The following is a 21,617-nucleotide window of genomic DNA, read 5'->3' as shown; positions in this document are numbered from 1 at the left end:
TATGGATTATGTAGCAGTTGGCTGCCTTAGTATTGACAACATCATCAATACAATGGGCATAAAAAAATTAAATGTATTTGGCGGCAACGCCGCCTTTGGTACGGCAGGGATCTCACTCTGGCACGACGGAGAGATCGGAGTCGTCTCAAGAAAAGGAACAGATATCCCAAAAGAGTGGATCCGGATGCTGGAAGAACGGGGCATCGACACGGAGGGCATAAAAGATGTGCCCATGCGCCATATGATGTTTGCGGGAATGATCTATGATGAGAACGGGGAGCGCAGAGAAGTAACCTTTAATGAAAGCGAACAAAGCGGCGAACTGATCGCCGGCTTCCCGGTGATGACGCCCGAGATGGTGACGATGGCACATGAGATATTTGCGCCTGCGGTGAGTGATATACCTGAAAGCTATTCGGACGCCGCCGTTTTCCTTGCGGCGCGCCACTATGACAGACAGTTGGGTTATGCAAAGTATTTCAGAGAAAAGAATCCGGGAGGGCTCATCGTGCTCGATACCGGCAGCGACTATATGAGACCGGAGTGTATAGACAAGCTTCCTGAGCTTTTCCGGCTGGTGGATGTGGTGATACCAAGCGAAGTCGAGGTGAAAGGTATCTTCGGAGATATCCCCATGGCGGAAGCGGCAGAGAAAATGATACAGCTTGGGGCCAGAAATGTGGTGATCAAGATCGGAAAAAGAGGCTGTCTCGTGTATGTAAATAAAGAAATCATATTTGTGAACGCGTTTCATTCAGACACGGTCAAGGACCCGACGGGAGCGGGAGACAGTTTCTGCGGAGGCTTTCTCGTCGGATACAATAAGACGCACGACCTCGTCACAGCGGCCAAATATGGGACCGTATCTTCTTCGTTTATCATTGAAGATTTTGGGATCGAGCCGGCGCTGCATATCAGCAGAGAGCTGGCGGAAGAACGGCTGAAGGATGTGGTCTGTTACACAATGGAGGGAAAAGAATGAGATATGCAAAGGAGCCGGTCATTATAGGAGCGGTACATCTTCCGTACTATGGCAGGAATAATCCGTCTCAGTCAGTGGCGGAGATCGAAGAGTATGTCATGGCCAATGTAAAGGTCCACTATGAAAATGGTATCGATACGGTATATATACAGGATGAAAATCTGAATACAGGCCCGGCGCTGCCGGAGACGATCGCCTTGACGGCGTCACTTGCAAAAATGGTGAAGATGGAAGTGCCGGGCGTGAAACTGGGACTGATCATGCAGGCTCACGACGGAGTGGCGCCGATCGCCGCGGCCGCGGCCGCGGGAGCGGATTTCGTCCGCATCAAAGTATTTGCCGGAACAATGTACAAGGCAGAGGGGATCCGTACAGGCGTCGGTGAGACGGCGGTACAGTACCGCACTATGATAAATTCCCCGGTAAAAATACTTGCAGATGTACATGACCGGGAAGGGATACCGATGCCGGGAGTGCCGGTCGATATGGCCATCGGCTGGGCGAGCCATATCGGAGCAGACGGTCTTATACTGACAGGACACGACTATAAGGAAACGATGGAGTATCTGGAGACCGCGGAAAAAATGGAACTGGGCAAACCGGTGCTGGTGGGCGGCTCGGTCAGTGAGGACAATATTTATGACATACTGGATCACTGTGAAGGGGCGGTCGTAAGCAGCTCGCTGATGCTGGACGATCCAGTTCCGGGAAGCCCGCTGCGGTGGGATGCGGAAAAGATCAGACGATTTGCAGACAAAGTAAGGCATTATAGAAAGAGCAGATAAATATGTATGATTTGGCCATTGAAAAGGGTTATGTTATTACGGCAGCAGGAAAACGCAGACTCGATATAGGGATCAGCAACGGGATCATCGCCGGTTTGTCCATGCCGGGCATGCTCGGAGCTGCAAAAGAGTCCGTTCAAGTCCCGGGACGGTATATATTTCCGGGGGGAATCGACGTGCATGTCCATATGGATGATCTTGGCGCAGACGAACCGGAAGACTGGCGGCACGGTTCCATGGCCGCGGCTGCGGGCGGGATCACGACGGTCGCAGATATGCCGATCGACAATGTGCCCGCTACCGTTGACAGACGTTCTCTGCAGATGAAGCTTATGCGTATTAAAGGCAATTCTTTTACAGACTATATGGTATGGGGCGGACTGACGGCGGATAATCTCGATGCGGTCATGCCCATGCTTTCAGAAGGGGCGGCGGGGCTCAAAGCATTTCTGTGCGACAGCGGGGCGGAGGATTTCCCCCGTGTCTCCGACCCGGTCCTGCTGGAGGCGATGCGTCTTGCCGCAAAAGAAAATTTCCCGATCGTCATACATGCTGAAAATGAGGAGATAAACAACTATTACTCGAAGAAGCTGAAAGGGCGCTTAAGGTGGGAAGACTGGAGCAGGATGCATCCGGAAGAAAGTGAGCTGGAGGCAGTGGCGCGGTGCGCGCTGTTTGCGCGGATCACGGGGGCGGGCGTGCATATCGCCCATATAAGCAGCGCAAAAAGCATAGCGCTGATCCAGGAAGCCAGAAGGCAGGGAGCTCGTATCACCTGCGAGACGTGTCCGCATTATCTCATGTTTTCAGAAGAGGATTACCCGGACAAAGGAGCAATGCTGAAATGCGCGCCGCCGGTACGCGGTATGAGAAACAGAGACGCACTGTGGGAAGAACTAAAGTGCGGGCATATAGACATTATTTCCTCGGATCACTCTCCGAGCGCAGACAAGTCGGTGACAGATGCGGTTGACCGTGCGTGGGCCGGCATATCAGGCGTCCAGTTTACGCTGCCGGTACTTTTTTCAGAAGGATGTTGTAAACGAAAGATGCCCCCGGAGCGCATTGCGGAGGTGTTATCGCTCAGGCCCGCTGAATTATTAGGGATCGATAAGAGTAAGGGAAGTATAGAACTTGGAAAAGATGCGGATCTGGCCGTATTAAATCCGGAGAAACAGACAATCTATGATGAGAATCAGATCAAAACGAAAGTAAAGAATAGTGTCTATAAAGATATGTGCCTGCAGGGGACCGTTGAGAGGACCTTCCTGCGCGGCGCGGAAGCAGGCGGATCAAAACCGCGCGGACGCTATATTTGCAGGTGAGCCGATGAAAAGTAGTTTAGAATGGCTGGTGACAGCAAGCGGATTAAAAAATATAAAATGTATTGCCTGTGACGACCTTACAAATACCAGATTTGACGGGGTGACAGTGCTGGATAATCCGGATGCGATCCGGTGGGTAAAACAGGATGAACTGGCAGTCACTACGGGCTACTTTCTGCTCCATGACGAGGAAGCGCAGAAAAGGATCGTCCGCGAATTAAAAGAAGCCGGCTGCGCCGGGCTCGGAGTGAAGATCAGAGACTATTTCCAGGAGATTCCCGAAGGAATGGTCAAGGAAGCAGAAAAGGTAAAGCTCCCCCTTTTAGAGCTTCCATTTTATTATTCATTATCTGAGGTGAGCCAGACGATCTATAACCATATATATGAACTGAGTTACCGGAGCAGGGTAAAGGAACAGAAATTGATCGAAGATATCTCAGATATTTTCTTTTCAAAGAGGGGGACGATGGAGATCGTTTACCGGATCGCGGAGTTCCTGAAACGGACAGTTATCCTGCTGGACAGCGACTTTAAGTGCGTCTATGCCGCCAAAAGAATGAATGACAAGAAGCTGTGTATGAAAGACAGTGTGATCAGGCGGCTGAAGTCACTGAAAAATGATGAGTGTGTCTTTTTATTTCCGGATAAAACGGAGAGGAAAGGATATACAGTCACCATACCCGGAGCCGGGGCGAACGCGCTCCTGCTCGTGCTGGAAGACGCCGGTGAACTGACAAAAGAGGAGAAGTCCATAATCGAGCGGTGCATAAAGATCCTGAGCATGGCGCTGGAACAGGCGAGGTCGAGACAGGAGGACAGATATGAGTTTGAAGATTCATATCATAAGGATCTGTACGAGTACCTGAACGGCCTGCGCCAGTACGACGACGGAGAGCTGAAAAATATCCTGCGGGATATAGAGATGCCGTTTGAAAAGAAAAGGATCATGATACTCCTCCAGATACAGGGAGGATTTGACGCAGGTACCGACTACCGGGAACTGATACAGGGATGTATCCGCAAATGTAAGGAAATGCGCGGATTTGAGCCCTATATACTGAGCCGCGGCCGCAAGTTCATCGTCTATCTTTTTGCCTGTACGGATAAGAGCGATCCGTTCATGTGCAGCGCGGCCGGAAAACTGGCAGACATCATGGCGGAGAGAATGGGCCGCATAAATGACGGGATGGAAGTGCAGATCGGCATTGGGAAAAGCAGCGACGACTTTCCCGGTATAAAAAGAGCATACCAGGAGGCGGAAAAGGCCGTTGATATCGGGGAAAAGCTTGGGATGAAAGAACAGGTCTTTGCCTATAACCAGCTGGAGTTTTACGATTATCTGCTGCAGTATCCGGTAAAGACAAAGGAGCAGTGCTGCGACAGTATCCGGTGCCTGCAGGAATATGATGAAGAAAACAATACAGAACTTGTGCACACGCTGCTTGGATTTCTGGAGCACAAGTTTAATGTCAGCGAGACGGCAAAGGCATTATACATCCATAGAAATACATTGATCAACCGGCTGAACAAGATCAAAGAACTTTTGTACAACGACCTGGAAACGATGGACGACCTGATGCCGCTTTGCATGGAGGCATATGCATATAAATTATTCTCATAGGAGGAGGTTACAGGATGAAAATATTACTGAAAAACGCAAAGATACTGACGTTTGATCCTGAGGACAAAATATTGGAACGTGCGGATCTGCTGATCGAAGGGAGGAAGATAACGAGAATAGGATACCGGATAGAAGAAAGCGCGGACAAGATCATAGACTGTACAGATAAGCTTGTCATGCCCGGGCTCGTGAACGCCCACCTGCACTCGGATGAAAATATGTTCCGCGGACGCTTCGACAACCTGCCGCTGGAGCCATGGATGCTGTACAGCTGCCCGCCGCTGGATTATGGTCCGTTTTCCCACCGGCTCATATATCTGCGCACGATGATCGGGGCCATGGAGATGGTGAAGAAAGGAATAACGTGCGTGCAGGATGACGTATCGGAGTGCCCGAAAGCCACGGTAAAAGGGTACGACCAGGTATTTCAGGCATATAAGGACATAGGCTTAAAAGGCAATATAGCAGTAAATATGGGAGACCGCGCCTTTATGGACAGGCTTCCGTATACAAAAGACTGTATTCCCGGACAGTATCATGGGCTGCTTTCCTCGCACCCGGATCCGGATGAGATGATAGAGACGTATGAGGAAGTGATCAGAAGGTGGGACAGAAAGGACGGCATGCGTGTTGTATTTTCCACGTCGGCGCCGCAGCGGTGCACGGACGAATACCTGATGAGAGGACTAAAGACCGCGCTTAAGTATGACCTGCCCATGCATACACATATCCTGGAGACGAGGATGCAGCGCGCTACCGGTCCTGAATTTTACGGCGCGTCCATTGTAAAGCATATCAAAGATATCGGGTTCCTGACAGACCGCCTCACGATTATTCACGGAGTGTGGATGGACGAGGAGGATATGCGGATGATCGGGGAGGCGGGCGCCTCTGTGGCCCACAACCCAGTCAGCAACCTGAAGCTTGGAAGCGGTATCATGCCGCTTCGCAGGATGGTGCAAAACAACGTAAATGTGGTGCTCGGCACGGACGGCATGAGCAGCAACGACGGGTACAGCATGTTTGAAACGGTAAAGTTTGCCGCGCTGCTGCAGAAGGTGATGGATGCGGACTATAAGACGTGGCTGGACGCCAGATCCATTTTGAAAATGGCCATTCAGACGCCCGCGCACAGTCTGAGGAGAACGGAGGAGATGGGAAGCCTGGAAGAAGGAAAGGACGCGGATATTGCGGTCATAAATCTGAAGTCCGAGGCATTTACGCCGTTAAACGATATTTACAAGCATCTCGTCTACTGTGAGGACGGCAGTGATGTGGAGACTGTGATCTCGGCGGGGCGCATTCTGATGGAGAACAGAAACATACTGAACGTAGATGAGAATGCTCTGATAGAGGAACTTCAGGCAATGACAGGAGAGTTTCAGGAGCGGTTTAAAGATACGGTGGAAAAGAATGACGCGCTTATGCCGTACGTGGACCGGATATATGAAAAGTGTATCAGACAGTATGAAGACTGTACGTGTAACCTGTTTGTCTGAAAGACATTTCGGAGAAACACCAGTTGTTCCATAATTTAAATACATATATATAATGAAAGGAGTCTTATATGAGAATCATAGATATGCACGCGCATGTGGACGTGTGCGAACCGCTGCACTGGCATGATACCGCCACGAAGCTCGTGAAGCTCATGGATGAGGCGGGTATCGAGAAAGCTGTCGTCAGCGCGTACCTGAATCTTCCGGGACCGGATATGACGTGCGCAGAGCGTCTCTGGAATTCCATAGAACCTTATAAGGAGCGTTTTATGATGTTTCTGCGCATGGATCCGTGGTTTGGCCAAGAGGCGGTGGACTTTCTGGAAGAAAGCTGCAGAACGTATCCGGTCCGGGGAGTCAAGCTGCATCCGGCCCACTATACACTGCACCCATACGGGGAGCTTACGGTAAACTTATGCAGGAAGGCGGGAGAACTTGGGCTTCCGGTTCTCTTCCACTGCGGGGACGAGATGATGTGCCTTCCGCTCCAGATAGGGGAGCTGGCCGCGCAGTGCCCGGACACGGTCATTATTCTTGCGCATATGGGAGGTTACGCCCATAACAGAGATGCCATTGAGGCGGCCAAAAAATATAAAAATATTTACATCGATACTTCAGAAGTGCCGCTCGTAAAGGAAATCCGGTGGTTTGTGGATGAACTGGGAGCGGAACGTATCTTTTTCGGCACGGACGCGCCGTGCTGCGACCCGCTCGTGGAGCTTAAGAAGGTGCTGCTGGCGGGACTTTCAGAGGAAGAACTGGAGATGGTGCTCTATAAAAACGCGGTGCGTGTGATGGGATTGGAGGGAGAGAAATGATCATTGATTTTCATACATATGTCGGCACATCCATGCTCGGTCAGGAAAGTACGGAAGATGAGCTTCTGCAGAATATGGCGGAAAATCAGGTGGATATCTCGGTGATCTGTCCCGTCAAGACGACAGACCCTTTCTTTGAACGGCAGAATGAATATGTGTCGGACCTGCAGAGAAAGCATGCGGGGAAACTTGCCGGTTTCTGCCGTATTGACCCCAATCTCGGGAAGGATTCTGAGAAGATACTGCGGGAGTCGGTGCAGGAACTGGAGCTGAAAGGGCTCGTCCTGCATCCGTGGGAGGAGACATTTGCGATAAACGACAAGAAGGTATATCCTTTTATGGAGATATGCAGAGAGTACGGCCTGCCTGTCCTGGTTGAGACGGGATACCCGTGGCTGTCACACTGCTTTCAGGTGGCCGATCTGGCGGAAAGATTTCCTGAGATCACGTTTATCATGTCCCACGGAGGGCAGTTTGACAGCAGCGGCTATGCGCTGACAGATGTGGATCATGTGATGGACAGGCATTCCAACCTGATGATCGAGACTTCGGGAGACTATTCCGATGAAGGGATCGAAAATATACCGGAGCGCCTCGGGTATGACAGGCTTGTATTCGGCTCTCATTTTCCGTGGCTTAATACAGAGCTTGAGATATACCGCATTCAGAGGGCAGACCTGACAGATGAAGCGCGGGAAAGTATTTTCTATAAAAATGCGCTTAGATTATTGAAGTGACATGAAACAGACTCCGCCGCAGTCCCGGCTGCGGCGGAGTTATATGACGAAAAGGACTTGCATTTTCCGGCTTTGTGTGATACACTATCCTAGCGAATGGAAGTAGGTCTTTTTTTTATGCCTAAAATCGGGCAGCCCCGCAAGCTGCCACGTAACAATGTTAACACAAGAAACATAAAGCGAGGTGGAAGTTGTGCGTACAAGAATCACATTGGAATGTACAGAATGCAAGCAGCGTAATTACAACATGACGAAGGATAAGAAAACTCATCCTGAGCGCATGGAGACTAAGAAGTACTGTAAATTCTGCAAGTCACACACATTGCACAAGGAAACAAAATAGTCGCCGCAAAGGAGTGATGTCATGGCTGAACAAAAAACTCAGAAGAAAAGCTGGTTCAAAGGACTTAAGGCAGAGTTCAGAAAGATCATTTGGCCAGATAAGATGACACTTGCAAAACAGACAGCGGCAGTCGTTTCTGTGTCTGTTGTACTCGGATTAATTATTGCAGTTATTGATTTCCTGGTACAGAACGGAGTGGATTTATTAGTAAGATAGCACTGATAAACTGCAGGCAAGAAAGGTGATTTTATGTCAGAGGCAAAATGGTACGTTGTTCATACTTATTCAGGGTATGAGAACAAAGTTAAGGCCAACATTGATAAGACAATTGAAAACCGGCACCTGGAAGACCAAATACTGGAGGTCCGTGTTCCGATGCAGGATGTAGTGGAACTGAAAAACGGCGTCCAGAAGGCGACACAGAAAAAAATGTTTCCCGGGTATGTGCTCATTCATATGATCATGAATGACGACACCTGGTACGTTGTCCGTAACACGAGAGGTGTGACGGGATTTGTAGGGCCGGGGTCCAAACCGGTTCCGCTTACGGATGCCGAGATGGCTCCGCTTGGGATCAGGCAGGAGAATATTGTCGTTGACTTTGAGGTCGGCGATACCGTTCAGGTAATTGCCGGGGCATGGGCAGATACGGTTGGAGTGATCCAGGCGCTGAACATTCCGAAGCAGAGTCTGACGATCAATGTTGAGTTATTCGGCCGCGAAACGCCGGTAGAGATCAGTTTCGCAGAAGTAAAGAAAATGTAGTAGGAAGTGGGAGGGGCGTGTGACGTTCCCGCCAACACCACAAGGAGGTAATTGAAATGGCAAAAAAAGTAGAAGGTTATATTAAGTTACAAATACCTGCCGGAAAAGCTACACCGGCACCACCGGTTGGACCTGCACTTGGTCAGCACGGTGTAAACATCGTTGAATTTACAAAACAGTTCAACGCTAAAACTGCAGATCAGGGAGATATGATCATCCCTGTAGTGATCACAGTTTACAATGACAGAAGCTTTAGCTTTATCACAAAGACTCCGCCGGCAGCGGTTCTTATCAAGAAAGCCTGCAATATCAAATCAGGTTCAGGCGTTCCGAATAAGACAAAGGTTGCTACGATCACAAAGGCTCAGCTTCAGGAGATCGCTGAACTTAAGATGCCGGACTTAAACGCCGCAACTGTTGAGGCCGCCATGAGCATGATCGCCGGCACATGCCGCAGCATGGGCGTTAAAGTAGAAGAGTAGGCTCGAGAGCTTTCGTTGCTAATTGTAAATGTTAAATATGTGGGAGGGTTATCCCGACATTACCACGAGGAGGTTTTTTAGAATGAAAAGAGGAAAGAAATATATTGAAGCTGCTAAAGTGATCGACAGAGGAAATCTTTACGACAAAGAAGAAGCTGTTTCATTAGTAAAGAAAACTGCAGTAGCTAAATTCGATGAGACGATCGAAGCTCATATCAGAACCGGATGTGACGGACGTCACGCTGACCAGCAGATTCGTGGAGCAGTCGTACTGCCTCACGGAACAGGCAAAAAGACCAGGATCCTTGTATTTGCCAAGGACGCCAAAGCAGAAGAAGCAAAGGCGGCAGGGGCAGATTACGTAGGAGCGGATGAATTGATCCCAAAGATCCAGAATGAAAACTGGTTTGAATTTGACGTAGTTGTTGCTACGCCGGACATGATGGGTGTTGTCGGACGCCTTGGCCGTGTACTTGGACCAAAGGGCCTGATGCCAAACCCGAAAGCCGGAACGGTAACAATGGATGTTGCAAAAGCTGTTCAGGAGATCAAAGCCGGTAAGATTGAGTACAGACTTGACAAGACGAACATTATCCATGTGCCAGTAGGTAAAGCTTCCTTTACCGAAGAACAACTTGCGGACAACTTCCAGACGCTTATTGATGCAATCAACAAAGCTAAACCGGCAGCGGTAAAAGGTCAGTTCTTAAAGAGCGTGACACTTACTTCTACTATGGGACCCGGTGTAAAGATCAACCCGGCTAAATTAGTTTAATTGTATTGTGTAATATAATCCTGTCGGCGGTTTGGCGGTAAGCCGTGAAGCAGCAGAAAGAGACTGCAGGTCACGCCAAATGGACGGGAAAAAAGAGAAACCTTATGTGATGCGGATGCATTTGCATAAGGTTTCTTTTTTGCGCGCTGCGCTTTTTTCGGAAAGGCCTGGGATGGGAGAGGATGGCAGGACACGGTGCGTCGAGCACTCTTGTATGTGCAATTCACTACATTATAATACGATAAATATTCTTTCGTATTGCATGAGACCTCATGATGTGTTATAGTAATGGAAAATAGTCACTTACATTTAGCCAGGATGATTTTTTGGCAGAGCAGGGCGCTAAAAGCGCCGGAATAAAATAAAGATGTGATCAAAGGGGTATACCCCTTTGAAGTACCCGCTGGGCGGGTACTTCAAAGCTTCTGACCGTCCTGCGTTCAGGGGCTTCAGGGTGAGGGGAAAGTACAGCACGGAAAGCAGCAGGGAGAAAGAGAGGAAATGTATGGGCGAGAAACGTAAAGAGAGAATACTGGCACTGCTGTTGTCCACAGCGGTGCTTTTGGGCATGACTATGCCTCTGGCCGCAAGGGCGGAGACGCCGGCGGCTCCTTCGGAGGGGCAGATACAGTCCTTCTTAGCGCTGCCGGATAACAGCACGGAGCGGGAGGTGCCGCAGGGCACCGCATGGGAGGAGTTAAACCTGCCCGGGGAACTGGAGGCCATGGTCTTCCGTGTACAGGAGGAACCGGCGGAGAACGGCGGGGAGACTCCCGCACCGTCGGCGGAGAATGTTCCCGTGATGTGGGAGAGCGGGCCTGCCTATGACAGTGAGAAGCCCGGGGAGTACATCCTGACCCCAAAGCCCGGCGAAGGATATACCGTGCCAAAGGAGGTAAGCCTGCCCCGGATCACGGTGCGGGTAAAAGAAGCACAGACGAATAGCTCTCTCAAGAGTGCTCCGGCACTTCAGACGGTCTCTGCGGGCACCGCCCTTACTGTGGAAGTGACCGGAAATGGCACTGACGCAGTGAAAAACGCGGTGGAGGCGGAGCTTGGCGGCGGCAATAAGGCAGATTACACTGCCATAACACTTACGGGCAGCGCTTCGGAACTCACGGATGGTAACTGGAATTATATCCGGGCGCTGTATGCAGAGGACAGCGAATGGAACAGCCTTACCACTCTGGACTTGTCGGGGATGAGCCGACTGAGCAAGGTGGAAACCTTAAATTCGCAGAGGAGTCCGGCAAAGCTCATCGCGGTGACCTTTCCGTCCAGCCTTAAAACCATTGGAATGGATGCGTTTTATGGCAGCACTGGCCTTACGGAGGTAACTTTCCCGTCAAGCTTGGAAACTATCGGGGTGAATGCGTTTTTGAGCTGTGGCAGTCTTAAGGAGACAGCCTTCCCGAACAACTTGAAATCCATTGAGGCGTATGCGTTTAGCGGTTGCTTTAGCCTGAGAAGTGTAACGTTCTCGTCCAGTCTGGAAACCATTGGAAGTTGTGCGTTTTCTGACTGCATCAGCCTTACGGAGGTGACCTTCCCATCAAAGCTGAAGACCATTGTAAAAAATGCGTTTTCTGGCTGTACCAGCCTTACAGCATTTGCAGTTGTGAGTGAAAACCCATACTTTACCGGCAAGGCGGGCGTACTGTATGATAAGAAGATGGAAACACTTCTTCTGTACCCGCAAGGAAAGACTGATATGAGCTTCACCATTCCGGATGGTGTGGTGACCATTGGAAACGCCGCATTCGGCAGCCAACCCAGCCTTGAAAGTGTGACCTTCCCGTCCAGCCTGAAAACCATTGAGGGTTATGCGTTCGGCAACTGCACCGGGCTTACGGAGGTAACGTTCCCGAACAATCTGGAGTCTATTGGAGGGAATGCATTTTATAACTGCCTCTGTCTCACGGAAGTGACTTTTTCAAAAAACCTGACCTCCATCGGCAGTAGTGCTTTTCATTCCTGTGAAAGCCTTGCCACTCTGACCTTTACGGGCAGCACCCCTCCGAACATTGGACCTGCCGCGTTTAATAATATTGCCGGAGGCGGCCGGCTGTACTACCCGAGTGATGCGCCCAGCTATGATGCCGCCTGGATCAGCGGACTGAACCTTCCCACCGGCGGAGGCTGGAGCAGCGGAGTGTATAACTTGGTCGTGGAAGTGGATAACGATGCCCCCGGCGAGGTGGCAGACAAAGTCACAACTGCGCTTGGCGGCGGCAATAAGGCGGACTACACTGCCATAACGCTCACAGGAGATGCCACGGAACTTACCGGAGATAACTGGGATTATCTGCGGAGCCTCTATATACCTGGCAATGACTGGACAAATCTGACCACCCTGGACTTATCGGGGATGGACGGTCTGATAAAGGTGGCAGGATCAGCGAGTAATAACATCGGAAGACTCACCACTGTTATTTTCCCGGATAAACTGAAAACAATTGGAAGCAATGCATTTTATAGCTGTGGCAGCCTAAAAAACGCAGTCTTCCCGGACGGTCTGCGATCCATTGGGGGTAGCGCATTTGGGGGTTGCGGCAGTCTTGCCGGCGCAGTCTTCCCGGATAGTCTGCAGACCATTGGAGTCCAAGCGTTTTCTAACTGCCCCAGCCTTACAGAGGTTACCTTCCCAAAGAACCTGGAAACCGTTGGAGCCCAAGCGTTTTCTAACTGCACCAGCCTGATGTCATTTGCAGTTGCGGACGGAAACGGATACTTTTCCAGCGAAAACGGTGTGCTGTATGATAAAAAGATGGAAACGCTGCTTATTTACCCCATTGGAAACGCTGATACGAGCTTTGTGCTTCCTGACGGTGTGAGGACTATTAAAGGATTTGCGTTTTGGAGCTGCCTCAGCCTTACAAAAGTGATATTCCCCGACAGCCTGGAAACCATTGAGGATGCTGCGTTTTATAACTGCGGAGGCCTTGCATCTCTGACCTTTTTGGGGGACCGCCCCCCAAAAGCGATAGGAGGTGGTGCGTTGTATTTTATTGCCGGCAGCGGTACCATCTACTACCCTGCCGGGAAGGAGAGCAATTACAATGATACATGGAAGAGCGGCCTCAGTACCCCGGTCGACAGCAATACCTGGACACTTGTCCCCGGCTACCGGCTGACGGTGGCCGGCGGAACAGACACAACAAAGGGCGGTCTGTACCAGGAAAATGACAGTGTGTCTCTCATGACCGCCCCATCTGCCGGCCGGAAGTTTGACCGGTGGACCTCATCCGGCGGCGGTGCGTTCGCCAACGCGGAAGAAGCTTCCACTACCTTTACGATGCCGGCGGCCCACGTCACGGTGACGGCCCATTTTACGCCATCTTACTCCGAGCGTACGCTTCGGGATCCGTCCACCGGGGTCACAGTGAGAGGCAGCTTTACGGAGGACGCGATGCTGAACGTGAAATCGGGCACACTGCACACTGGGGATGATGATTCTGCCTGCGCTACCATACGCGCGTACGGAAAAGACAACGGCGGTCCGCTGCTGCTGTACGATATCCGCCTTTCGGCAGGGGAGGTTCAGGGTGAGGTGGATGTGACGATTCCGGTAGGCGTCGGGTACAACGGACGGACAGCGACAGTGATGCACTGCCACAGAAGGGAGCTGGAGCACATTAAAGTACCGGTGGAGAACGGCGCGGTGACAGGGACCTTCGGGGGACTGTCCCCCTTTGCGGTGTTTGTTCCGGGAGGCAGCGACGGCAGAGGAAACAGCCGCAGTACCGGAAGCGGTGTTCAGACGGGCGATCCCGTGGAACTGGTGTCCGCTGCGCTTATTATGCTGGCCTCTCTGGCGGTCTGTGCTTCCATGGTGTTCAGCAGGAAGCGGCGCTGTGCAAAGCGGCATAGATAAAAGGAGGGAAGACTGCAAAGGGGAGTGTTTAAAGTCGGCTGAGAATGTAACAGAGGCGGTTAAAACGATATAGACAAAGTTTAGAGGAAACCGGCGCGGCACATACTGCGCCGGTCCTTTTTTATTATGAATAAAGCAAAACAGAAAGCCGCACCCGGCTTTCTGTCAATTGCGGCTGTGATGCAAAAAAATAGAGACTTTAAATGTTTCCGCATCATACTCAAACCGGGGTACACCCTCATATTTTGACACGATATCGAGTACGGAAGCGATGCCGATCCCTTTTCTGTTTTTCGCTTTTGTGGAAAGAAAAACATGCTCTTTTTTGTGGATGATGCCGCTGTAGCTGTTGTCAATGATGATAACGAGTGAACTTCCGTGGACGGCATGGAGTTTGACGTGTATATACCGGCCTGTGCCCGTCTGCCGCTGGCAGGCTTCCAGAGCGTTTTCCAGCAGGTTTCCGAGGATAATGCATGCGTCGGTATCTGTAAGCGGCAGCTTCTGCTCCAGTTGCACGGAGGCGGAGAAGGTGATGCCGTCGCCGCGGGCCATTTCGGCATAGTATGATATGATGGCGTTGACGACGGGGTTGTCGCAATATGCAGTCGGGCGGAGGGAGTCCAGGCTGCATATATAATTATTTATAAATTCTCCCATGCCGTCATAATCTTTGGAGTCCAGGCATGCCTGAAGCGCTATGAGCGTGTGGCGGAAATCGTGGCGTATGCGCATCGTCTCCTCTATGCGCTGCTGGATCATCTCGGATTGTTTTAACTGTGCCGCAAACTGAGTTTCTGATATATGCAGTTCCTCCTGAAGCCTGGCATTTTTTGTTGTTTCCGTCACCATCTTAAGCGCAATGACATAAGTGAAAAACGTAAAGATGCTCCAGAGTGTGGGCGCGGAATATATATCGCTTTGTACCGACGTAGGCAGATTTGGCGAAAATATCGGAAAAATGGTCAGGTAATACAACAGTCTGCTGCACAGCGGGATCCCCCAGGATATTCGCCAGAAAGCGAGGCTTTCTGTGGCGTCCAGCGCCGGCCGGAGAAGCCGTTTGAAGAGCAGAAGGACAAACGGGAAGGTGGCCAGTGATATGACCAGCGTCGACACCGTGTGTAGTGCGGACGGTCCGTCGGGGAGCCTGCCTGCCGCGATGTAATGGAACTGCGACGAAAAGATATATATGCTGTCCGTATAGCACATGACGATGGCCACAGAAAAGAGACTCTGTGCAAAGCTGTAGCCGGACGCCGCGCGAAATAAAACCACTCCGGCCAGCATGGCTGCAAAGGAAAGAAGAATCATTGTCCATGCGGTGAGCGGTTTTGTATAATATATGTAGGTGGCCGCCATATCTATGATCATGAAACAGGATATGGAAAAGGCGGCTGTTGCATGAGTTGGTGTTCTCAGATGATCTGAAAAAGTGAGGAACAGTATGAGAATACACGGGAGGATGAACAACAGGGCGCTGATGATGATATCCTGCGTCATGGAGTATCTCCTGTGGTCACATACTCAAACAGATAGTTGGCATAAGTCTGGCGTATCTCATTTTTGCGCGCCCTTGAGATGGGAATACGCTCATCCGTGGAAAGGATAAAGTCTTTGCTGTCCATCGATCTGATATAATCCATATTGACCATACAGTTGCGGTAGCACCAGAGAAACTGCGGGTATTTGCCGAGCATCGGCGCGAAGTCCGCGAATGACATATAAGAGCGGATGACGTTTCGCAAAGTGTGGACCTGTATATAGTGATTATAGTAATCGGTATATATAATATCCGAGATAAGTACCCGTGTATAGTGGCGCCCCTCTTTCAGCTCGATGTAATGTGAAAACCGTTTCATCGCCGTCTGGCATCTGAACAGTGATTCTTCCAGCTGTTCATATGTGTAAGGCTTGAGGAGATAATCGAGCGCGTGCAGCCGGAAAGCTTTGATGGCATGTTCCTGGCTCGAGGTCGTAAATATGATCTGGCATCTGTCATCTATCTGCCGGATCTTCTCGGCAATATGTATGCCGCTCGTCTCATCCATGAATATATCGAGAAAAACGAGATCATATGTGTGAACAGAAAAGGAATTTAAAAATCCATGTCCGTTATCGTAAGTTTTGATCTGCATGTGAACTTTATGTTCAGAACAGTAACGTTCGATATTATCCTGTAAATATTGTCTGTCGAAAAGCGAGTCGTCTACAACAGCGACATTCATTCGGCATTCCTCCCCAAGTAAAAAAGTTCTGATTTTATTTTAACACACTATATGAACAGGGGATTGGAAATAAACGGTAAAAACAGCACCATTATGGTAAACTTGCGTCGGGAAAAGTCCGGTATAAAATAAGGTGTTGACATCCGTCAAATGTGATGGTATAATAGCAAAGCGATGACTGCCGAAGACAGCAGGTGCTTTTGATTAGCGTAAGTGATAGACACGCCTGCCGAGGATGATATGAGATTCGATTTCTATGAATTTATACAACCTCTGCGTCTTACGGACCGGAGGTTTTTTATATGATAGAAAGCGTTGTTCTTTTGGCAGCAGACTAAACTATAAGGAGGTGCACCATTTTCATGGCAAAAGTTGAATTAAAACAACCAATCGTAGAGACTATTGCAGATGAAGTCAAGGATGCAGCATCAGTTGTGCTTGTTGACTACCGTGGGCTTACTGTTGCGCAGGATACAGAACTGCGTAAGCAGCTCAGAGATGCCGGGATCATCTACAAGGTATACAAGAACACAATGATGAAAAGAGCTTTTGAAGGGACAGAGTATGCTGCTTTGGAAGAGCATCTTGCAGGACCGAGCGCTATTGCGATCTCTAAAGAGGACGCGACTGCTCCGGCAAGAATTCTCTGCAAGTTCGCGAAGGATGCGAAAGCCCTTGAATTAAAAGCTGGTGTGATTGAAGGCTCAGTTTATGACACTGCAGGACTTACGGAATTATCCAAGATCCCGTCAAGAGAAGAACTGCTTTCCAAACTGCTTGGAAGCTTACAGTCACCAATTACAAACTTTGCCCGTGTTATTAAGCAGATCGCTGAACAGGGCGGTGAAGTAGCGGCAGAGGAAGCTCCGGCGTCAGAAGAGGCTCCGGCAGCGGCAGAAGCTCCGGCTGAAGAGACAGCGGAAGCGACAGAAGAATAATCGAAAAATCATAAAAATGGAGGAAAAACAAAATGGCTAAAATAACAACAGCTGAGATGATTGAAGCAATCAAAGAATTATCAGTATTAGAATTAAACGAATTAGTTAAAGCATGCGAAGAAGAATTTGGTGTATCTGCGGCAGCAGGCGTTGTAGTTGCAGCAGCAGGCGGAGAGGCAGCAGCGGCAGAAGAGAAAGACGAATTTGACGTTGAATTAGTTTCTGCAGGTTCTTCCAAAGTTAAAGTAATCAAAGTTGTACGTGAGATCACAGGACTTGGATTAAAAGAAGCAAAAGAATTAGTTGACGGAGCTCCGAAGGTAGTGAAAGAGGGCGCTTCCAAGGCTGAGGCTGAAGAGATCAAGGCAAAGCTGGAAGGCGAAGGAGCAGAAGTAAACCTTAAGTAATTGAGGGCTGCATCTGTAAAAGCTTATCACAGGAGGGAAATTCCACCGGCTGGAATTTCCCTTCTTTTTTTGAATTGAATGTGTTATAGTATTTTTATACTCCGGAAAACAGGGAGGCAAAAAGGATGGAAGGTCGTAAGGGATGAAAGTAAGCGTCAGGAAAATAAGTGAAATTACCGGTTTTTCTCCTGCGACAGTTTCCAATGCACTGAATCATAAAAAAGGCGTAAATAAAGAGACGGCTGACAGAATTCTTAAGACGGCAGAGGAACTGGGATACAGACTGGAAGAAAAAATAAGTAAAATAAGATTTGTGATTTTTCGCAGAAACGGATTGATCATAGACGACAGCCCGTTTCACCCTGCTGTGATCGAAGGAGTTGAGAGACAGGCCAAGTCGCTCGGCTATGAGACGGTATTTAACCATGTGGATATCAACGATATAGAGTACAATACGCAGCTGCAGGAGATACTTTCAGACGTGGAGAGCGCCATTGTGCTGCTTGGCACTGAGATGCAGGAGGAGGACTTTGAGCCGTACACACATGCGAAGAACAAGATCATTCTTCTGGACGGCTGGAGTGACCGCTACTTTTTTGACAGTGTACTGATAAGCAATACAGATTCCGCGGCCAGGGCGGTTGAATATCTGATCGATAAGGGACACCGTGATATCGGATATCTGCGGGGGGACTTTCGCATACAGGCATTCTGTTACCGCGAGATCGGCTACAGGAGAGTTATGGACAGGCATCACCTGCCGGTGCAGCCTGAGTATATCGCGACTGTCGGGACGAAGATCGAGACGGCCTATGAGGGCATGCGGAAATATCTGGAGGAGACGCCCATACTTCCGACTGCGTTTTTTGCGGATAACGATACGATCGCCATCGGGGCGATGCAGGCGCTGAAGGAACGGGGATACGACATACCGGGCGATGTGTCCATCATAGGATTTGACAATATATCGTTCGGCGCGATCTCGGATCCGCCTCTTACTACGATCCATGTATATAAGCACGAGATGGGAGAGATGGCGGTGCGGGAGCTGATGCGCTCGGTTGAGGACGGGAAGAAGATCAAGACGAAGATACAGGTCTGCACGGACTTTGTGGAACGTGCGAGTGTTAGAAAAATATAGCGGGTTTGCGGGCGGTACGAATGTACCGCCCGCCTGTGGTTTGTGATACAGCCGGTCCTCCGGCCCTTGTTCTGCACTGATCGTGAACGAGAGCCGGAGGACCGGCTGTTTTTTAGTGGTGCCGTTCAGCATAGAAAGCGGAAAATAACGTTCGGAAGGTGCTTGTGAAGCGGTAATGCTTTTTGTACTGACAATAATTTACATATTATGACATAGTTTATATAAATGTTTATATAAATATTCATATGAACGTTTACCAAAACAAAGCGTTAAATGTGAATAAAATGTAAATGTGGAATAGATATATTGTTAATAGTACACAAAAACAACTGGTTAAATCTATTGTAATTAAACAAAATGTAAATTAAAATGGAGTTTTTACATAAAAAGTATTGAATAATTTATATAAACGCTTATAATACAGATATAAACAGTTAAGGGGCGGTGAAGAGTGAAAGTCAGTATAAAAAAGATAAGCCAGATCACAGGTTTTTCTCCCGCGACCGTCTCAAATGCTTTGAACCGCAAAAAGGGAGTCAATCCCGTTACCTCTGAAAAGATATTAAAGGCAGCGGAGACGCTCGGATATCAGCAGGGGAAGACGATCACGAAGATCAAGTTTGTCACATACAGAAAAAACGGACTTATCATTGATGACAGCCAGATATTTCCGGCCATGATCGAAGGCGTTGAACGTCAGGCCAAGGAGCTTGGGTATGAGACAACGTTCTGTCATCTGAATTATGAAGATGAATCTTTTGAGATCAGGCTGAAAGAGTTTCTGGAAGATACGAACTGCCTTGTGATACTGCTTGGGACAGAGATGACGGAAGAGGACTATGTTCCGTTTTACGACTATAAAGGTTACCTCATCGTGTTGGACGGATGGAGTGACGAGATGATATTTGACGGTATCATGATCAACAATACGGACGCGGTGTGCAATGCGATGGAATATCTCGTAGAAAAAGGACACCGTGAGATTGGGTACCTGAGAGGGGATTACCGGATAAAGTCTTTCAGATACCGGGAATACGGTTACCACAGAGTGATGGGCAGACACCGCCTTGTAAGGAAGCCGGAATATGAGGTCACGGTAGGAACAAAGCTGGAATCGGCTTACCAGGACATGAAAAAATATCTGGAACATACCGACAGGCTTCCGACTGCATTTTTTGCGGACAATGATGTGATAGCCATCGGAGCGATGAGGGCCATGAAGGAAAAGGGGATACGCATTCCGGAAGACATTTCCATCGTCGGTTTTGACGATATCAGGTTTGGGACCGTCTCCACCCCGGGTCTTACGACGGTTCGGGTGTTCAAGCAGGAGATGGGGGAAGTGGCGGTCAGAAGAGCGCTGGACCATATTAAGTATTCAGGGAAAGATATAAAGATGAAGATCCAGGTCTGCACACAATTTATAGAAAGAGACAGTGTCAGACAAATTGAAAGATAAACAGTGCAGCAAAGCATAAGAATGGAGGAAGAAAGATGGCAACTATCAAATTGGGATTTGCGCCGACAAGAAGAAGTATTTTCAGCGCGCCGGATGCGATCAAGTACAGGGGACTAACGGCAGACAGACTGAGAGAGCTGGGGATCGATTTTGTGGATATCGACGACATCAATGAGGAAGGTCTTCTCTATGATGACAATGACGTGAAGAAGATAGCGGCAAAGTTCAAGAAGGAAGGCGTTGACGGGATCATGTTCCCTCACTGCAACTTCGGAACAGAATATGTCTGCGCAAGACTTGCAAAGGAAATGGACGTACCGGTAATGCTCTGGGGGCCGCTGGATGAGCGCCCGGAAGAGAACGGTGTGAGGCTGAGAGATACGCAGTGCGGCCTGTTCGCCACCGGGAAGGTGCTGAGAAGATTTCAGATTCCATTTACATATGTGACAAACTGCAGATTAAATGATCCGGTATTTGAAAGAGGACTGAGGGACTTTATGGCGGTGTGCAATGTAGTAAAAACATTCCGCAATATAAGAATACTCCAGATCTCCACGAGGCCGTTTGATTTCTGGACGACGATGTGCAACGAAGGGGAGCTGCTGGAGAAGTTCAATGTACAGCTCGCCCCGGTTCCGATGACGGAGCTTACGCAGGAAGTGAAAGCGGTTAAGGAAGAAGGCGGCAGACTGGCGGAGATGATCTCCTATATCAGGGAGAACATGGAAGTCAAGATCAAGGACAATGAGGTGGAGAATGTGGCTGCCCTTGCGGTGGCGATGGAACGGCTCGTGGAGAAGTATGGCTGTGGCGCTGCGGCGATCCAGTGCTGGAACGCGCTTCAGACGGAACTCGGTGTTATGCCGTGTGCGGCAAACGCTATCCTGAATGACAAGGGAATACCAGTCGTATGTGAGACAGATATCCACGGAGCCATCACGGCGCTTATGGTGGAAGCGGCAGGAATGGGGGAGACGAGAGGTTTCTTTGCAGACTGGACGATCCGCCATCCGGATATCGAGAACGGAGAGCTGCTGCAGCACTGCGGACCGTGGCCCATTTCGGTGGCAAAGGAGAAGCCGCAGCTTACATATCCGCTGGCATTTGACCATCCGGGAAGCCTTACGGCGGAGGCGAAGCACGGCGATGTGACGCTGTGTCGGTTCGACGGGGACAACGGAGAGTATTCGCTGCTTCTTGGCAACGCCAAAGGCGTGGACGGCCCGAAGGGAATGGGGACATATCTCTGGGTAGAGGTGGAAAACATCAAGCGGCTTGAGGCAAAGATCGTGGAAGGACCTTACATTCACCACTGCGTGGGCATTCACAAGGACATCGTTCCGGTATTATATGAAGCATGTAAATATATTGGCGTAAAACCTGACTTTTATGACCCGATCGAAGAAGACGTCAAAGCATATTTAAGAGGAGAATGATT

20 protein-coding genes and 1 other annotated feature are annotated in these 21,617 nt (G+C 49.5%); of the genes, 18 read left to right on the top strand and 2 right to left on the bottom strand.

Annotated elements, in window-relative coordinates; all coding sequences use genetic code 11:
- Position 1: 1 nt before the first annotated feature.
- The 13 genes from LAJLEIBI_RS16370 to LAJLEIBI_RS16310 all read left to right on the top strand — a co-directional run bounded on the left by LAJLEIBI_RS16370 (position 2) and on the right by LAJLEIBI_RS16310 (position 14,006).
- Positions 2-982 (top strand): carbohydrate kinase family protein, encoded by a 981-nt coding sequence (locus LAJLEIBI_RS16370; protein WP_006443249.1) that lies wholly within the window; start codon positions 2-4, stop codon positions 980-982.
- Complete coding sequence (locus tag LAJLEIBI_RS16365; RefSeq protein ID WP_006443248.1) at positions 979-1,767, top strand: BtpA/SgcQ family protein; 789 nt, start codon at positions 979-981, stop codon at positions 1,765-1,767. Before LAJLEIBI_RS16370 ends, LAJLEIBI_RS16365 begins: the two co-directional genes overlap by 4 nt.
- A 2-nt stretch (positions 1,768-1,769) precedes the next feature.
- A complete protein-coding gene (gene allB, locus LAJLEIBI_RS16360) occupies positions 1,770-3,092 on the top strand; it encodes an allantoinase AllB (RefSeq protein ID WP_006443247.1) in 1,323 nt (440 codons plus the stop codon).
- Between the two features lie 4 nt (positions 3,093-3,096).
- Positions 3,097-4,713 (top strand): PucR family transcriptional regulator, encoded by a 1,617-nt coding sequence (locus LAJLEIBI_RS16355; RefSeq protein ID WP_006443246.1) that lies wholly within the window; start codon positions 3,097-3,099, stop codon positions 4,711-4,713.
- A 14-nt stretch (positions 4,714-4,727) separates the two neighbouring features.
- Complete coding sequence (locus LAJLEIBI_RS16350; RefSeq protein ID WP_006443245.1) at positions 4,728-6,212, top strand: amidohydrolase family protein; 1,485 nt, start codon at positions 4,728-4,730, stop codon at positions 6,210-6,212.
- Positions 6,213-6,280: 68 nt separating this feature from the next.
- Positions 6,281-7,030: an amidohydrolase family protein gene (locus LAJLEIBI_RS16345; protein ID WP_006443244.1), complete on the top strand. Its 750-nt coding sequence runs from the start codon at positions 6,281-6,283 to the stop codon at positions 7,028-7,030.
- Positions 7,027-7,767 carry an amidohydrolase family protein gene (locus tag LAJLEIBI_RS16340; RefSeq protein WP_006443243.1) on the top strand — a complete coding sequence of 247 codons (741 nt, stop codon included), beginning with the start codon at positions 7,027-7,029 and terminating at the stop codon, positions 7,765-7,767. Before LAJLEIBI_RS16345 ends, LAJLEIBI_RS16340 begins: the two co-directional genes overlap by 4 nt.
- A 193-nt stretch (positions 7,768-7,960) precedes the next feature.
- Positions 7,961-8,110: a 50S ribosomal protein L33 gene (gene rpmG, locus LAJLEIBI_RS16335; RefSeq protein WP_005332089.1), complete on the top strand. Its 150-nt coding sequence runs from the start codon at positions 7,961-7,963 to the stop codon at positions 8,108-8,110.
- 21 nt (positions 8,111-8,131) lie between these two features.
- Positions 8,132-8,326: a preprotein translocase subunit SecE gene (gene secE, locus LAJLEIBI_RS16330; RefSeq protein WP_006443242.1), complete on the top strand. Its 195-nt coding sequence runs from the start codon at positions 8,132-8,134 to the stop codon at positions 8,324-8,326.
- Between the two features lie 33 nt (positions 8,327-8,359).
- Positions 8,360-8,875 carry a transcription termination/antitermination protein NusG gene (nusG, locus tag LAJLEIBI_RS16325; RefSeq protein ID WP_006443241.1) on the top strand — a complete coding sequence of 172 codons (516 nt, stop codon included), beginning with the start codon at positions 8,360-8,362 and terminating at the stop codon, positions 8,873-8,875.
- Positions 8,876-8,931: 56 nt separating this feature from the next.
- A complete protein-coding gene (gene rplK, locus LAJLEIBI_RS16320) occupies positions 8,932-9,357 on the top strand; it encodes a 50S ribosomal protein L11 (protein ID WP_006443239.1) in 426 nt (141 codons plus the stop codon).
- An 82-nt stretch (positions 9,358-9,439) separates the two neighbouring features.
- A complete protein-coding gene (rplA, locus tag LAJLEIBI_RS16315; RefSeq protein ID WP_040435060.1) occupies positions 9,440-10,132 on the top strand; it encodes a 50S ribosomal protein L1 in 693 nt (230 codons plus the stop codon).
- 391 nt (positions 10,133-10,523) lie between these two features.
- On the top strand, positions 10,524-14,006 hold the full coding sequence (locus LAJLEIBI_RS16310; RefSeq protein WP_149301991.1) for a leucine-rich repeat protein: 3,483 nt from the start codon (positions 10,524-10,526) through the stop codon (positions 14,004-14,006).
- A 165-nt stretch (positions 14,007-14,171) separates the two neighbouring features.
- Here the strand turns inward: LAJLEIBI_RS16310 and LAJLEIBI_RS16305 are convergent, their stop codons facing one another.
- Positions 14,172-15,509 carry an ATP-binding protein gene (locus LAJLEIBI_RS16305; RefSeq protein WP_006445121.1) on the bottom strand — a complete coding sequence of 446 codons (1,338 nt, stop codon included), beginning with the start codon at positions 15,507-15,509 and terminating at the stop codon, positions 14,172-14,174.
- Positions 15,506-16,234: a LytR/AlgR family response regulator transcription factor gene (locus LAJLEIBI_RS16300; protein ID WP_006445120.1), complete on the bottom strand. Its 729-nt coding sequence runs from the start codon at positions 16,232-16,234 to the stop codon at positions 15,506-15,508. The genes LAJLEIBI_RS16305 and LAJLEIBI_RS16300 overlap by 4 nt, the downstream gene beginning before the upstream one ends.
- A 163-nt stretch (positions 16,235-16,397) precedes the next feature.
- Positions 16,398-16,543, top strand: a sequence feature (ribosomal protein L10 leader region).
- Between the two features lie 53 nt (positions 16,544-16,596).
- On the opposite strand from LAJLEIBI_RS16300, the gene rplJ reads away from it, so the two are divergent.
- The 5 genes from rplJ to LAJLEIBI_RS16275 all read left to right on the top strand — a co-directional run bounded on the left by rplJ (position 16,597) and on the right by LAJLEIBI_RS16275 (position 21,615).
- Entirely contained in the window at positions 16,597-17,172 is a 576-nt protein-coding gene (gene rplJ / locus LAJLEIBI_RS16295; protein WP_006445118.1) for a 50S ribosomal protein L10, read from the top strand.
- Positions 17,173-17,204: 32 nt separating this feature from the next.
- Positions 17,205-17,579: a 50S ribosomal protein L7/L12 gene (rplL, locus tag LAJLEIBI_RS16290; protein ID WP_006445117.1), complete on the top strand. Its 375-nt coding sequence runs from the start codon at positions 17,205-17,207 to the stop codon at positions 17,577-17,579.
- Positions 17,580-17,721: 142 nt separating this feature from the next.
- The gene (locus tag LAJLEIBI_RS16285; RefSeq protein WP_006445116.1) at positions 17,722-18,720 is read left to right on the top strand and encodes a LacI family DNA-binding transcriptional regulator; all 999 of its coding nucleotides are present in this window, start codon (positions 17,722-17,724) and stop codon (positions 18,718-18,720) included.
- Between the two features lie 451 nt (positions 18,721-19,171).
- On the top strand, positions 19,172-20,179 hold the full coding sequence (locus LAJLEIBI_RS16280) for a LacI family DNA-binding transcriptional regulator (protein ID WP_006445114.1): 1,008 nt from the start codon (positions 19,172-19,174) through the stop codon (positions 20,177-20,179).
- A 35-nt stretch (positions 20,180-20,214) separates the two neighbouring features.
- The gene (locus LAJLEIBI_RS16275) at positions 20,215-21,615 is read left to right on the top strand and encodes an L-fucose/L-arabinose isomerase family protein (RefSeq protein ID WP_006445113.1); all 1,401 of its coding nucleotides are present in this window, start codon (positions 20,215-20,217) and stop codon (positions 21,613-21,615) included.
- The last annotated feature ends 2 nt before the right edge of the window (positions 21,616-21,617 follow it).

The organism is [Clostridium] hylemonae DSM 15053, from assembly GCF_008281175.1.
GTDB lineage: Bacteria > Bacillota > Clostridia > Lachnospirales > Lachnospiraceae > Extibacter > Extibacter hylemonae.
This window is presented reverse-complemented; position numbering and strand designations above follow the sequence as displayed.

Excerpts from the sequence above, each read along its gene's own strand:
- LAJLEIBI_RS16370 (WP_006443249.1), top strand. The coding sequence starts at position 2 with ATGGATTATGTAGCAGTTGGCTGCCTTAGTATTGACAACATCATCAAT.
- LAJLEIBI_RS16300 (WP_006445120.1), bottom strand. The coding sequence starts at position 16,234 with ATGAATGTCGCTGTTGTAGACGACTCGCTTTTCGACAGACAATATTTA.
- rplK (WP_006443239.1), top strand. The coding sequence starts at position 8,932 with ATGGCAAAAAAAGTAGAAGGTTATATTAAGTTACAAATACCTGCCGGA.
- rplA (WP_040435060.1), top strand. The coding sequence starts at position 9,440 with ATGAAAAGAGGAAAGAAATATATTGAAGCTGCTAAAGTGATCGACAGA.
- secE (WP_006443242.1), top strand. The coding sequence starts at position 8,132 with ATGGCTGAACAAAAAACTCAGAAGAAAAGCTGGTTCAAAGGACTTAAG.
- LAJLEIBI_RS16275 (WP_006445113.1), top strand. The coding sequence starts at position 20,215 with ATGGCAACTATCAAATTGGGATTTGCGCCGACAAGAAGAAGTATTTTC.
- LAJLEIBI_RS16305 (WP_006445121.1), bottom strand. The coding sequence starts at position 15,509 with ATGACGCAGGATATCATCATCAGCGCCCTGTTGTTCATCCTCCCGTGT.
- LAJLEIBI_RS16355 (WP_006443246.1), top strand. The coding sequence starts at position 3,097 with ATGAAAAGTAGTTTAGAATGGCTGGTGACAGCAAGCGGATTAAAAAAT.
- LAJLEIBI_RS16365 (WP_006443248.1), top strand. The coding sequence starts at position 979 with ATGAGATATGCAAAGGAGCCGGTCATTATAGGAGCGGTACATCTTCCG.
- nusG (WP_006443241.1), top strand. The coding sequence starts at position 8,360 with ATGTCAGAGGCAAAATGGTACGTTGTTCATACTTATTCAGGGTATGAG.
- LAJLEIBI_RS16340 (WP_006443243.1), top strand. The coding sequence starts at position 7,027 with ATGATCATTGATTTTCATACATATGTCGGCACATCCATGCTCGGTCAG.
- rplJ (WP_006445118.1), top strand. The coding sequence starts at position 16,597 with ATGGCAAAAGTTGAATTAAAACAACCAATCGTAGAGACTATTGCAGAT.
- LAJLEIBI_RS16350 (WP_006443245.1), top strand. The coding sequence starts at position 4,728 with ATGAAAATATTACTGAAAAACGCAAAGATACTGACGTTTGATCCTGAG.
- allB (WP_006443247.1), top strand. The coding sequence starts at position 1,770 with ATGTATGATTTGGCCATTGAAAAGGGTTATGTTATTACGGCAGCAGGA.
- LAJLEIBI_RS16285 (WP_006445116.1), top strand. The coding sequence starts at position 17,722 with ATGAAAGTAAGCGTCAGGAAAATAAGTGAAATTACCGGTTTTTCTCCT.
- LAJLEIBI_RS16345 (WP_006443244.1), top strand. The coding sequence starts at position 6,281 with ATGAGAATCATAGATATGCACGCGCATGTGGACGTGTGCGAACCGCTG.
- rplL (WP_006445117.1), top strand. The coding sequence starts at position 17,205 with ATGGCTAAAATAACAACAGCTGAGATGATTGAAGCAATCAAAGAATTA.